At 66.5% G+C, this 12,145-nt stretch carries 17 protein-coding genes; 2 read left to right on the forward strand and 15 right to left on the reverse strand.

Going from position 1 to position 12,145, the window contains the following annotated elements:
* Position 1 precedes the first annotated feature (1 nt).
* The 9 genes from tatC to ACSQ9I_RS23445 all read right to left on the reverse strand — a co-directional run bounded on the left by tatC (position 2) and on the right by ACSQ9I_RS23445 (position 4,847).
* On the reverse strand, positions 2-805 hold the full coding sequence (gene tatC / locus ACSQ9I_RS23405; protein WP_436314634.1) for a twin-arginine translocase subunit TatC: 804 nt from the start codon (positions 803-805) through the stop codon (positions 2-4).
* Positions 806-865: 60 nt separating this feature from the next.
* Positions 866-1,324: a Sec-independent protein translocase protein TatB gene (gene tatB, locus ACSQ9I_RS23410; RefSeq protein WP_093105673.1), complete on the reverse strand. Its 459-nt coding sequence runs from the start codon at positions 1,322-1,324 to the stop codon at positions 866-868.
* Between the two features lie 13 nt (positions 1,325-1,337).
* Positions 1,338-1,580 carry a Sec-independent protein translocase subunit TatA gene (tatA, locus tag ACSQ9I_RS23415; RefSeq protein WP_436305176.1) on the reverse strand — a complete coding sequence of 81 codons (243 nt, stop codon included), beginning with the start codon at positions 1,578-1,580 and terminating at the stop codon, positions 1,338-1,340.
* 69 nt (positions 1,581-1,649) lie between these two features.
* Positions 1,650-2,009 carry a histidine triad nucleotide-binding protein gene (locus tag ACSQ9I_RS23420; protein WP_093105668.1) on the reverse strand — a complete coding sequence of 120 codons (360 nt, stop codon included), beginning with the start codon at positions 2,007-2,009 and terminating at the stop codon, positions 1,650-1,652.
* Complete coding sequence (locus ACSQ9I_RS23425) at positions 1,999-2,388, reverse strand: DUF4870 family protein (RefSeq protein ID WP_436314635.1); 390 nt, start codon at positions 2,386-2,388, stop codon at positions 1,999-2,001. Before ACSQ9I_RS23425 ends, ACSQ9I_RS23420 begins: the two co-directional genes overlap by 11 nt.
* 9 nt (positions 2,389-2,397) lie before the next feature.
* Positions 2,398-2,787: a phosphoribosyl-ATP diphosphatase gene (locus ACSQ9I_RS23430; RefSeq protein ID WP_436305177.1), complete on the reverse strand. Its 390-nt coding sequence runs from the start codon at positions 2,785-2,787 to the stop codon at positions 2,398-2,400.
* Positions 2,784-3,185: a phosphoribosyl-AMP cyclohydrolase gene (gene hisI, locus ACSQ9I_RS23435; protein WP_436314636.1), complete on the reverse strand. Its 402-nt coding sequence runs from the start codon at positions 3,183-3,185 to the stop codon at positions 2,784-2,786. Before hisI ends, ACSQ9I_RS23430 begins: the two co-directional genes overlap by 4 nt.
* Positions 3,186-3,199: 14 nt before the next feature.
* Entirely contained in the window at positions 3,200-3,979 is a 780-nt protein-coding gene (hisF, locus tag ACSQ9I_RS23440) for an imidazole glycerol phosphate synthase subunit HisF (protein WP_093105660.1), read from the reverse strand.
* 25 nt (positions 3,980-4,004) lie between these two features.
* A complete protein-coding gene (locus ACSQ9I_RS23445; RefSeq protein ID WP_436296441.1) occupies positions 4,005-4,847 on the reverse strand; it encodes a D-hexose-6-phosphate mutarotase in 843 nt (280 codons plus the stop codon).
* Positions 4,848-5,028: 181 nt separating this feature from the next.
* On the opposite strand from ACSQ9I_RS23445, the gene ACSQ9I_RS23450 reads away from it, so the two are divergent.
* Together ACSQ9I_RS23450 and ACSQ9I_RS23455 are read left to right on the forward strand one after the other, a co-directional pair.
* Positions 5,029-6,336 carry a dicarboxylate/amino acid:cation symporter gene (locus ACSQ9I_RS23450; RefSeq protein WP_436314637.1) on the forward strand — a complete coding sequence of 436 codons (1,308 nt, stop codon included), beginning with the start codon at positions 5,029-5,031 and terminating at the stop codon, positions 6,334-6,336.
* Between the two features lie 9 nt (positions 6,337-6,345).
* Positions 6,346-7,281, forward strand: coding sequence for an amino acid ABC transporter substrate-binding protein (locus ACSQ9I_RS23455; RefSeq protein WP_436314638.1), 936 nt, complete (start codon positions 6,346-6,348; stop codon positions 7,279-7,281).
* 5 nt (positions 7,282-7,286) lie between these two features.
* Here ACSQ9I_RS23455 and hisA read toward each other — a convergent pair whose 3' ends face one another.
* The 6 genes from hisA to hisD are packed head-to-tail and all read right to left on the reverse strand — an operon-like array spanning position 7,287 to position 12,143.
* The gene (gene hisA / locus ACSQ9I_RS23460; RefSeq protein ID WP_093105649.1) at positions 7,287-8,030 is read right to left on the reverse strand and encodes a 1-(5-phosphoribosyl)-5-[(5-phosphoribosylamino)methylideneamino]imidazole-4-carboxamide isomerase; all 744 of its coding nucleotides are present in this window, start codon (positions 8,028-8,030) and stop codon (positions 7,287-7,289) included.
* Positions 8,031-8,077: 47 nt separating this feature from the next.
* Positions 8,078-8,728, reverse strand: a complete 651-nt coding sequence (gene hisH, locus ACSQ9I_RS23465; protein WP_436315812.1) for an imidazole glycerol phosphate synthase subunit HisH — start codon at positions 8,726-8,728, stop codon at positions 8,078-8,080.
* A complete protein-coding gene (hisB, locus tag ACSQ9I_RS23470; RefSeq protein WP_093105644.1) occupies positions 8,725-9,354 on the reverse strand; it encodes an imidazoleglycerol-phosphate dehydratase HisB in 630 nt (209 codons plus the stop codon). Before hisB ends, hisH begins: the two co-directional genes overlap by 4 nt.
* Entirely contained in the window at positions 9,351-10,448 is a 1,098-nt protein-coding gene (gene hisC, locus ACSQ9I_RS23475) for a histidinol-phosphate transaminase (protein WP_436314639.1), read from the reverse strand. Before hisC ends, hisB begins: the two co-directional genes overlap by 4 nt.
* A gap of 5 nt (positions 10,449-10,453) precedes the next feature.
* Positions 10,454-10,813 (reverse strand): hypothetical protein, encoded by a 360-nt coding sequence (locus ACSQ9I_RS23480; RefSeq protein WP_436314640.1) that lies wholly within the window; start codon positions 10,811-10,813, stop codon positions 10,454-10,456.
* A 13-nt stretch (positions 10,814-10,826) separates the two neighbouring features.
* The gene (hisD, locus tag ACSQ9I_RS23485) at positions 10,827-12,143 is read right to left on the reverse strand and encodes a histidinol dehydrogenase (protein WP_436314641.1); all 1,317 of its coding nucleotides are present in this window, start codon (positions 12,141-12,143) and stop codon (positions 10,827-10,829) included.
* Positions 12,144-12,145 lie beyond the last annotated feature (2 nt).

Here is a 12,145-nt window from a genome sequence, read left to right on the forward strand (position 1 = left end):
CTCAGGGCTGCGCGGAATCGGCGCTCTCGTTTTCCTCGGGCGCCTTGCTGTGCTTCACGAAGTAGCGCGCGGCCACGATGCCGACTTCGTAGAGCAGGCACATCGGTATCGCCAGCGCGAGCTGCGAGACCACGTCGGGCGGCGTGAGCACCGCCGCCACGACGAAGGCCAGCACGATGAAATAGCCGCGGAAGCTCTTCAGCTTCTCGATCGTGACCATCTCGAAGCGCACCAGCAGCATCACGACGATCGGCACCTGGAAGGCGACGCCGAAGGCGAGATAGAGCGACAGGATCGCCTCGACGTAGGACGCGATGTCGGGCGTCGCCGCCACCGCTTCGGGCGTGAACTTCTGGATGAAGCCGAACATCTTGTCGAGCACGAAAAACTGCACGAAGGCGATGCCCGCGTAGGCCAGGAAGCTGCCAAAGATGATGAGCGGCAGCGCGAACTTCTTCTCGTGGCTGTAGAGGCCGGGCGCCACGAACATCCAGCACTGGTACATGAGCCAGGGCAGGGTCAGCAGCACGGCGGCCATCATCAGCGCCTTCAGCGGCACGAAGAAAGGCGAGAACACGCCGACCGCGATCAGCTTGGCATCGGGAGGCATGTGGGAGCGGATCGGCACCGCGATCAGGTCGATCAGCCCGCTCGGGCCGGGCCAGATCGCCAGCAGGATGCCCGCCACCGCGAGGCCGTAGACGCAATAGAGCAGGCGGTCGCGCAGCTCCATCAGGTGCTGAACGAAAGGCTGCTCGGTGCCGGCCAGTTCGTCTTCTTTGTTCTTGTCGGGGGAATCGGCCATGTGGGGGCGCTGCGGGCGGGCGTCCGGCATGCGCTGCGCGCGGCCGGATCGGCGTTGCGGCTAGTTGATTTTGTGGGGACGGTAGCGAGCCACGCGCGCTGCGCCCGAAAGCGCCCGGGTGCGAACGCCGTTGCGCGCCTTGTACCACTGCGGCGTAGCGCCCTGCTTCAGGCGCCAGTTCTTTCCGGGATGCTTGTACTCGGGGTAGGACGGTGTGGGCTCGGCCAGTTCCGACAGGGTCTGGCCGCTTTCGGAGAACTGCTTCTCGAACTCGCTCGCGCCGGTCTGGATGCTGTGCTCGACGTCGCGGGCGGCTTCCTGCACCGTGTCCTTCATCTTGCGCAGTTCGTCCAGGTCCATCGACCGGTTGACCTCGGCCTTGACGTCGTTCACATAGCGCTGTGCCTTGCCCAGCAGGGTGCCGACGGTGCGTGCCACGCGCGGCAGCTTCTCAGGGCCGATGACGATCAGCGCCACCGCGCCAATCAGCGCGATTTTCGAGATGCCGAGGTCGATCACGGACGGATGCGTCTCAAGACTTTTGACGCGCTTCGACGTCGATCGTCGACTTGTCGGCGGCGGTGGTGTTGCCGGTCACCTGCGGATTCGGGGCGGCGGGCGATTCGGCGGTTGCCGAACCGTCCTTCATGCCGTCCTTGAAGCCCTTGACGGCGCCGCCGAGGTCGGAGCCCATGTTGCGGAGCTTCTTGGTGCCGAAGATCATCACGACGACGAGCAGCACGATCAGCCAGTGCCAGATGGAAAGTGAACCCATGGATTACTCCTGAAGAATGTGTTTGATTTTAGTCGGCGCAGATGTCACAACCCGCGGCAATGGCGAATATCAACCCTTGAGCCAGGGCCGGGGGCCACCCATGACGTGGACATGGAGATGGTGGACCTCCTGCCCACCCTCGGCACCGGTGTTGACGACGATGCGGAAGCCGCCCCGCGGATAGGGCCGGCAGCCCTGCTCGATGGCCAGCCTGGGCGCCAGCGTCATGATTTTTCCCAGGAGCGCCGCGTCGTCCGGCGTGACCTGCGCCATCGACGGGATGTGGCGCTTGGGCACCAGCATGAAATGCACGGGCGCCCAGGGCGCGATGTCGTGGAAGCCGAAAAGATCGTCGTCCTCGTACATCTTTCGCGAGGGAATCTTGCCTTCGATGATCTTGCAGAAGATGCAGTTCGGATCAGAGGACATTCGCAGGCTCCATCGGTCGTCCGGCATTCATGCGCACCATCCCCTTGACGATGCGATAGAGGAACCAGAGGGAAATCAGCGCCCAGGCGATCCAGCCCGGCAGGAGCAGCAGCAGCCAGAGCCAGGAGGTCAGCAGGTACAACACGCCGGCCCACAGCACCGAGCGGATGCGCCAGCTGAAATGCGTCGCCTGCCAGGTGCCGGCGGCATCTTCGCGCTTGACCAGATCGATCACCAGCGCGATCAGGAGCAGCGCGATGGAAGCCTGCGCGCCGGGCAACACGGCGCCGACGGCCACCACCAGATGCAGGATGTAACTGATCCAGCCCCAGGTCTTGAGCGAGCTGTCGGGCTCCACGGTCACGATGTCGTTGGGCATGGCGTCCTCTCAGTCGTTGGAAGCTTCGCGATCCTGCGCCTTGCGCAGGGCCTTTTCCTCGATGCCGCTCAAGCCTTCGCGGCGCTCGAGCTCGGCCACCACGTCGCGCGGCGAAAAGCCGTAGTGGGCCAGCGCCACCATGCTGTGGAACCAGAGATCGGCCACTTCGTTCACTATTTTCGTGCGCTCGCCGCCATGGTCGGCGTCCTTCGCGGCCATCACCACCTCGGTCGCTTCCTCGCCGATCTTCTTGAGAAAGGCGTCGGGGCCGCGGTGCAGCAAGCGTGCCACGTAGCTCTTCTCGGGGTCGCCGCCGCGCGCGGGCAGCCGACTTTCGATCACGGCGGCCAGTCGCGCGAGCGCGTCTTCGGCATTGCGTTCGGGGGCGTCGGCGCTCATCTTGGGGACGATGTGTAGATCGATTCGGGGTCTTTCAAGACCGGCTCGGTCACGGTCCACTGGCCGTTCTCGTACTTGCTGAAAAAGCAGCTGTGGCGCCCGGTATGGCAGGCGATGCCGGGCTCGTGGCCGCGCTGGGTGACCTGGAGCAGCACCACGTCGTTGTCGCAGTCGAGCCGGATCTCGTGCACGGTCTGCACGTGGCCCGATTCCTCGCCCTTGAACCAGAGCTTGCCGCGCGAGCGGCTGAAATACACGGCGCGGCCCAGCTCGGCCGTCCTGGCCAGCGCCTCGCGGTTCATCCAGGCGAACATCAGCACGTCCTTGCTGCCCTGTTCCTGCGCGATCACGGGCACCAGGCCGTTCGCATCCCACTTCACTTCGTCGAGCCAGTTCATCGGGGTATTGTCGGTCACAGGCGCACAGGAATGCCGCGCGCCGCCATGCAGGCCTTGGCCTCGCCGACGGTGTATTCGCCGTAGTGGAAGATGCTGGCCGCCAGCACGGCATCGGCGCCGCCGGCCTGGATGCCGTCGGCCAGGTGCTCGAGATTGCCGACACCGCCGGAGGCGATCACCGGCACGCTGACCGCATCGCTGACGGCGCGCGTGAGCTCGAGGTCGAAGCCGCTCTTGGTGCCATCCCGGTCCATGCTGGTCAAGAGAATCTCGCCGGCGCCGCGGCGCGCCATTTCGACAGCCCATCGCACCGCGTCGAGCCCCGTGTTCTTGCGGCCGCCATGGCTGTAGACGTCCCAGCCGGGCCCGCGCAAGGCCGCATCCTCGGCCGAGCGCCGCTTGGCGTCGATCGCGACCACGATGCACTGGGCACCGTACTTGCGCGACGCGTCGTCGATCACCTGCGGGTTCGCGATGGCGGCCGAGTTGAAGCTGGTCTTGTCGGCGCCCGCGTTGAGCAGGCGGCGCACGTCCTCGACAGTGCGCACGCCGCCGCCGACGGTCAGCGGAATGAAGACCTGCGAGGCCACCGCCTCGATGATCGGCAGGATCAGGTCGCGGCCGTCGCTGGTGGCCGTGATGTCGAGAAAGGTCAGCTCGTCGGCGCCCTGCGCGTTGTAGCGCGCCGCGATCTCGACCGGATCGCCGGCATCGCGCAGCTCGACGAAGTTGACGCCTTTGACGACGCGGCCGCCGGTGACGTCGAGACAGGGAATGATGCGTTTGGCGAGCATGGCGGGTTCAGGGTTTGCGGGAGATTCAAAGGATGGTGAGCTGCTGCCAGCCCTGCCATGCGGCACCCGGCGCGAGCAGCACGGGCTCGTCGATGCGCGCCGCCTCGACGCAGAGCATGTGGCGCCAGCCGTCGTCGGGCAGGTCGGCCAGCTGGGCGCTCAGCGCCGGGCCGGGGTTCCACACCACCGTTTCGGTGCAGCTCGCGCTTTGCGCGATCTCGAGCGTGCCGGAAGGCTGTACCAGCCGCAGCGGCCGCGCGGGCGCCGTGTAGACGCTGTCGAATTCGGTGCCGAAGCGCAGCGCGGGCGCCAGGTCGACATGCCGGTCGTCGCGCACCGCGTCCCAGCGATTGGCGCCCTGCAGCCCTTCCAGCGAGGCGGCGGCAATGTCGTCCACGCGCAGGTAGCTGTGCAGCGCGGCCGCAAAGGACCAGGGCCCGCGGCCGGTGTTGTCGATCGACAGCGCGATGCGCAGCGAATGCGGCGCCAGCGTCACAGCCAGCCGTGCGTGAAAGGCGTGCGGCCAGATGGCGCGGGTGGCCTCGTTGTCATGCAGCGAGAGAACGAGCGTGTCGCCCTTGCCGCCGGCGGTGGGCGCCTCGGCCTGCCATGCGAGGTTGCGCACGAAACCGTGCTTGGGCAGCGGCCCGCGCTGGTTGAACTGCGGCCAGCAGATCGGCACGCCGCCGCGGATCGCGCTCTGGCCGTCGAAGCGCGCCTCGGGGCTCAGGTAGAGACGCTCGACGCCGTCGGCCGTGGTCCACGACAGCAGGTGAGCGCCGTGCCTCGCCACGGTGCAGGCGCTGCCCCCCGGCAGGGCGAGGTGCAGTGCAGGCTGGCCGCGGAAGACGATCTCTTTGAAGGACATGACCCGATTCTAGGTTTGGCCCGTGTCACCCCAGGCCGCAACGGCATGGCCGCAGGCCGAATTCGCATTGCAGCCGGCATGGTTTTGGCATGAAATCGCGACAGCCGGCGGCCGCGGCATGCGGATTGGCGGTGAGGGACGTCATCTCCACATCACTTGTTCAACAAGAAGGGGCTCGCACATGAAAAGGAAATTGCCGCCGGCAGCCTGGATCCTGATCGCGATGGTGATCGGCATCTTGATCGGCTACATGATCTTCATCAACTTTCCCGACAAGAAGGTGGCCACGCAGATCGCAGGCTACATCTCGATCATGTCGGACGTGTTCCTGCGGCTGATCAAGATGCTGATCGGCCCGCTGGTGTTCTCCACCCTGGTGGTGGGCATCGCCCACATGGGCGACGCGGCCTCGGTGGGGCGCGTCTTCGGCAAGGCGCTGGGCTGGTTCATCACCGCGTCCCTGGTCTCGCTGGTGCTGGGCCTGATCATGGCCAATCTGCTGCAGCCGGGCCTCAACCTGGGCCTGCCGCTGCCCGACATCGGCGCCTCGGCCAACCTCGCGACCTCCAAGTTCACCCTGAAGGACTTCGTCAGTCACCTGGTGCCCAAGTCCTTCGCCGAGGCCATGGCCAACAACGAGATCCTGCAGATCGTGGTGTTCTCCATGTTCTTCGGCGTCGCGCTCGCCTCGCTCGGCGACAAGGCCAAGACCCTGGTCAACGCGATCGACGAGCTCTCCCACGCCATGCTGAAGATCACCGGCTACGTCATGAAGCTGGCGCCGCTGGCCGTGATGGCCGCCATGGCCGCCACCGTGGCGGTGAACGGGCTGGAGATCCTGCTCAAGTTCGCAGTCTTCATGGGCGACTTCTACATCGGCCTGTTCCTGCTGTGGGGCGTCCTGATCTTCGCCGGCTTCGCCTTCCTCGGCCCGCGCGTGTTCAAGCTGCTGGTGCTGATCAAGGAGGCCTTCCTGCTGTCCTTTGCGACGGCGAGCTCGGAAGCGGCCTATCCGAAGATCCTGGACGCGCTCGACCGCTTCGGCGTCAAGCGCAAGATCTCGAGCTTCGTGATGCCCATGGGCTACTCCTTCAACCTCGACGGCTCGATGATGTACTGCACCTTCGCCGTGCTTTTCATCGCCCAGGCCTACGGCATCGAGCTGTCGCTCGGCACCCAGATCACGATGCTGCTGATCCTGATGCTCACCTCCAAGGGCATGGCCGGCGTGCCGCGCGCCTCGCTGGTGGTGATCGCCGCCACGCTGAACCAGTTCAACATCCCCGAGGCCGGGCTGCTGCTGATCCTGGGCGTGGACACTTTCCTCGACATGGGCCGCTCGGCCACCAACGCGGTGGGCAACTCGATCGCCACGGCGGTGGTGGCCAAGTGGGAGGGCGAGCTGCTTTCGGAGAGCGATGCCGCGGCCAACGCCAGCAAGATCGACGAGGAATTCAAGGCCACGCTGGCCCACCCGGTTCATGCCTGAGGCACGGCCATGAAGCCCACCTGGAAATCGTCGCTCGCTGTTGCGCTGTTCGCGGCAGCACTCGGCATGTCTGCAATGGCCCGCGCGCAGCCCGAGCCCGCCCCGGCGGCGCCCGCAGCGCTGACGGGCACGCTGGCCAAGGTGCGCGACGCCGGCGCCATCACGATCGGCTACCGCGAATCGTCGATCCCGTTCTCCTACCTGTCGCCGCGCAACGAACCGATCGGCTACTCGATCGAGCTGTGCCGCGCGCTGGTGGCCGCGATCGAGGAGGCAGTACACAAGAGCCTGGAGATCAAGTGGGTGCCCGTCACCTCCGAGTCGCGCATCGATGCGGTGGAAAAGGGCCAGGTCGATCTCGAATGCGGCTCCACCACCAACAACCTCGAGCGCCAGAAGCGCGTGGCCTTCTCGCCCACGATCTTCGTTTCGGGCACCAAGGTGCTGGTGAAGAAAGGTTCGCCGATCAAGGGATTTCGCGACCTGGCCGGCAAAAAAGTGACCGTGACGCGCGGCACGACCAACGAGAAGACGATGCAGGACCTGTCGCAGAAATTCAAGCTCAACTTGAACCTGATCGTGATGCGCGACCATGCGGAGTCTTTCGCGCAGGTGGTGGCCGGCCAGGCCGATGCCTTTGCGACCGACGACGTGCTGCTCTATGGCCTGATCGCGCAGAACAAGGGCAAGGTGCAGGGCGAGTACCAGGTGGTCGGCGACTTCCTCTCCTACGACCCCTACGGCATCATGTACCGCAAGGGCGATGCGCAGCTGGCCAAGGTGGTGAACGACAGCTTCCAGGCGCTGGCCATCGACGGCGAGATCGAGCGCCAGTACAAGCGCTGGTTCCTGCAGAAGCTGCCTCTTTCGAGCACCAGCATCAATCTGCCGATGAGCCCGCAGCTGGAGACCATCATCCAGACGCTGGCGGTAAAAACAGAATAGGTGAGCTATTGCTCTGCGAGTTCGTCGGCGCGCGCTTGCGCAGCGGCGAAATCGAGGTCGCCCGAGTAGATGGCCCGACCGCAGATCACGCCCTCGATGCCGTCCGATTCGACCGCGCAGAGCTTGTCGATGTCGGCCATGTTCGAGAGCCCGCCCGATGCGATCACCGGGATGGTGAGCGCCTGGGCCAGCTTCACCGTGGCCTCGATGTTGATGCCCGAGAGCATGCCGTCGCGGCCGATGTCGGTGTAGATGATCGATTCGACGCCGTAGTCCTCGAACTTCTTGCCCAGGTCGGCCACCTCATGGCCCGTGAGCTTGCTCCAGCCGTCGGTCGCGACCTTGCCGTCCTTGGCGTCGAGGCCGACGATGATGTGGCCGCCGAAGGCACTGCAGGCATCCTTGAGGAAGCCGGGGTTCTTGACCGCAGCCGTGCCGATGATCACGTAGCGCAGGCCGTCGTCGATGTAGCGCTCGATGGTGTCGAGGTCGCGGATGCCGCCACCGAGCTGCACCGGGATGTCGTCGCCGACCTCCTTCAGGATCGCCTTGATCGCCGCATGGTTCTGCGGCTTGCCGGCAAAAGCGCCGTTCAGGTCGACCAGGTGCAGCCGCCGTGCGCCGGCTTCGATCCATCTGCGCGCCATCGCGGCCGGGTCTTCGCTGAAGGTGGTGGACTGGTCCATGTCGCCTTGCTTGAGGCGAACACAATGGCCGTCCTTGAGATCGATCGCAGGAATGAGGAGCATGGTGCGGGATTGCGTGGAACGAGCGATGAAGCGCAGGAACTGCTTCCTCAGGGATTCCAGTGGAGAAAGTTTCTATAGAGCTGCAGCCCGTGGTCCGCACTCTTCTCGGGGTGGAACTGGGTCGCAAAAATATTATCGCGTGCAATGGCGGCGGTAAAGCGCTCGCCGTATTCTGCTTCGCCCGCGCTGTGGCGGGCATCCGCCGGCCGCGCATAGAAGCTGTGCACGAAATAGAAGTAACTCTGGTCCGGCACGCCCGTCCACACCGGGTGCGGCCGCATCTGCATGACCTGGTTCCAGCCCATCTGCGGCACCTTGTAGCGGCTGCCGTCCGGCTGGAGACGGCCCGCCAGCTCGAACTTGCGCACTTCGCCGGGAATCAGGCCCAGGCCCTCGGTTGGCCCCTCGTCGCTCGTCGACAGCAGCATCTGCATGCCGACGCAGACGCCGAAGAGCGGCTTGGCGGCGGCCGCTTCGAGCACCGAATCCTGCAGGCCGGAGTCGCGCAGTTCGCGCATGCAGTCGGGCATGGCGCCCTGCCCCGGCAGCACGACGCGCGTGGCGCGGCGCACGACCTCCGGGTCGGAGGTCACGAAGACCTCGACCCCGACCTGGTCGGCCGCGTGCTGGACGGCCTGCGATACCGAGCGCAGGTTGCCCATGCCGTAGTCGACGACGGCGACGGTGTTTTTGGTCAGAGCGAGCCCTTCGTCGAAGGAATGACGCCGGCCGAGCGCGGATCGAGTTCGAGCGCCGCGCGCAGCGCGCGCGCGAAGGCCTTGAACACGGTTTCGCACTGGTGGTGGGCGTTGACGCCCTTGAGGTTGTCGATGTGCAGGGTCACGAAGGCGTGGTTGACGAAGCCCTGGAAGAACTCGTAGGTGAGCTGGCTGTCGAAAGTGCCGATCATGCCGCTGGTGAAGGGCACGTGCATGACCAGGCCCGGACGGCCGGAGAAATCGATCACGACGCGGCTCAGCGCCTCGTCGAGCGGCACGTAGGCGTGGCCATAGCGCCGGATGCCCTTCTTGTCGCCGACCGCTTTCGCGACCGCCTGGCCGAGGGTGATGCCCACGTCTTCCACCGTGTGGTGGCCGTCGATGTGCAGGTCGCCCTGGCAATCGATGTCGAGGTCGATCAGGCCGTGGCGGGCGATCTGGTCGAGCATGTGGTCGAAGAAGCCGATGCCGGTGGACAGCTTCGAGCGGCCGCTGCCGTCGAGGTCGACGCGGACCGTGATCTTCGTCTCCGCGGTGTTGCGCGTGACGGTGGCCGTGCGCGCGCCGGCGGCGACGACTGCTTCGGGTGCCGAGGGGGTGTTCATAGGGATGCTTCGAGGGCCGCAAGCATCTGCGCATTCTCGTCGATGGTTCCGACGGTCAGGCGCAGGCAGTTAGCGAGCAATGGGTGCATTTTAGAAACGTTCTTGACCAGCACGCCGCGCGCCTTCATTCCCTCGAAGGTCCGGGTGGCATCGGGCACGCGCACCAGGATCATGTTGGCGTCGCTGGGCCAGCTCTTCACCGCAGGCAGCCGGGCCAGCGCCTCGAAAATGCGCTGGCGCTGGGCGCGGATCTCCGCCGCCTGCCCGGCAAACACCTCGGCGTGCTCCAGCGCGAACAGCGCGCACTCGCAATTGAGCACGCTGATGTTGTAGGGCGGGCGCACCTTGTCGATCTCGGCGATCAGGGCCTGGGGGCCGATCAGGTAGCCCAGCCGGACGCCCGCCAGGCCGAACTTGCTGAGCGTGCGCATCAGGAGCACGTGGCCGTGGCGCGCGATGCGGTCGATCCAGCTGCGGCCGGCGAAGGGCTGGTAGGCCTCGTCGATCACCACCAGGCCGCCCTGCGCGCCCTGGGCCTCGATGATCTTTTCGATCACGGCATCGTCCCAGAGGTTGGCGGTCGGGTTGTTGGGATAGGCGAGGTAGACGATGGCCGGCTTCTCGCGCGCGATGGCCTCGAGCATGGCGGCCTCGTCGAGCTCGAAATCAGCCGTCAGCGGCACGCCGGCGAAGCGCAGGCCCTGCAGCTGGGCGCTGATCGCGTACATCACGAAGCCGGGCACCGGCGCCAGGATGGCCGCCCCCGGCAGGTCGCAGGCCATGGCGAGCAGCGAGATCAGTTCGTCCGAACCGTTGCCGAGCATCAGCCCGAAGCCCTCGGGTATGGCGGCATAGGCCGCCAGCGCGCGCTGCAGGTCGGCGCCGCGTGCGCCGGGATAGCGGTTCAGCGCGAGTGCGCCCAGCCGCTGGCCCAGCGCGGCCTGCAGCGCGGGCGGCAGGCCGAAGGGGTTCTCCATGGCGTCGAGCTTGATCAGCCCGCGCGCATCCTGCACGGCGTAGGCATGCATGGACTGGACGTCGGCGCGGATGCGGCCCAGCGTGCGTTCGGTGGTGGCGGCAGAAGAAGATGTCATACGGTTCAGGGTGCGCAGCGGTAGCTGTTGCGCAGCGCGGCCGAGATCACGAGCTGCACCGGCATGTCGGCCTCGTAGCTGTCGGCATTGCGCGTCAGTTCGGTTTGGTAGAGCGAGCGCGCCATCGCGGGCTCGAGACGGCGGCCGTTGATGCAGAACGGTGGCTTCTGGCCCGCGCGCTGGGCCATGTCGCCGGCCTCGCGCAGGCCCTCGACCACGCCGACGAGATAGTAGTTGGCGTAGAGCTTGCCGTCCTTTTCATTGGCTTCCAGCGAGCGCAGCTCGCGGATGCTCATGGCCTGGCAGGCGGCGCCGAAGGTCAGCAGCGCGAGGGCCAGGCCAGGCCCGAACGATAGCATTCGCATCGCTTCGCCCCCTTCAGCGCAGGCGCAGGCGGGCCGCTTCGGCGTGCGCGGGCAAGCCCTCGCCTTCGGCCAAGGTCACGGCGATGCGGCCCAGGGCTTGCGCCCCCTCCTCGCTGACCTCGATCAGGCTCGAGCGCTTCTGGAAATCGTAGACCCCCAGCGGCGAGCTGAAACGCGCGGTGCCGCTGGTGGGCAGCACGTGGTTGGGACCGGCGCAGTAATCGCCGAGGCTTTCGCTGGTGTAGGCGCCGAGGAAGATCGCGCCGGCATGCTTGAGCAGCGGCTCCCAGCGCTGCGGCTCGCGGCTGCTGACCTCCAGGTGTTCCGGCGCGATGCGGTTGCTGATCGCGCAGGCCTCTTCCATGCTGCGCGTGTGGATCAGCGCGCCGCGGCCGTTGAGCGAGGCCGCGATGATCTCGGCGCGCGGCATCGAGGGCAGCAGGCGGTCGATTTCCTGCTGCACGCGATCGATGTAGGCCGCGTCGGGGCTGAGCAGGATGCTCTGCGCGAGTTCGTCGTGCTCGGCCTGGCTGAAGAGGTCCATCGCCACCCAGTCGGCCGGCGTGCTGCCGTCGGCCAGCACCAGGATCTCGCTCGGGCCGGCGATCATGTCGATGCCGACGGTGCCGAAGACGCGCTTCTTGGCACTGGCGACATAGGCATTGCCGGGGCCGGTGATCTTGTCGACCTTCGGGATGGTTTCCGTGCCATAGGCCAGTGCGGCCACCGCCTGCGCGCCGCCGATGGTGAAGGCGCGCGTCACGCCGGCCACGTGCGCCGCAGCCAGCACCAGCGGATTCTTCTCGCCGCCGGGCGTGGGCACGACCATGATGATTTCGCCGACTCCCGCCACGTGCGCGGGAATGGCGTTCATGAGCACGCTCGACGGGTAGGCGGCCTTGCCGCCCGGCACGTAGATGCCGACGCGATCCAGTGGCGTGACCTTCTGGCCCAGCAGCGTGCCGTCGGCATCGCGGTAGCTCCAGCTTTCGCCGTTGGCCTTCTTCTGCGCCTCGTGGTAGCCGCGCACGCGGCGGGCCGCGGCTTCGAGCGCTTCGCGCTGCACTGCGGGCAATGCATCGAAGGCGGCGCGCAATTCGTCGGCCTTGAGTTCCAGCGTTTCCATGCCGGCCACGTCGAGCCGGTCGAAACGGCGCGTGTACTCGAGCACCGCCGTGTCGCCGCGCCGCTGGACGTCGGCCAGGATGTCCGCGACCACCTGCTCGATGGCGGCATCCGCTTCGGCCGACCAGTGCAGCCGCGCCTTGAAATCGGCTTCGAAGCCGGCCGAGGCGGTCGACAGGCGTGCGGGAGAGGCTTTCAGGTTCATCG

The organism is Variovorax sp. LjRoot84, from assembly GCF_964254305.1.
Classification (GTDB): Bacteria; Pseudomonadota; Gammaproteobacteria; order Burkholderiales; family Burkholderiaceae_C; genus Variovorax.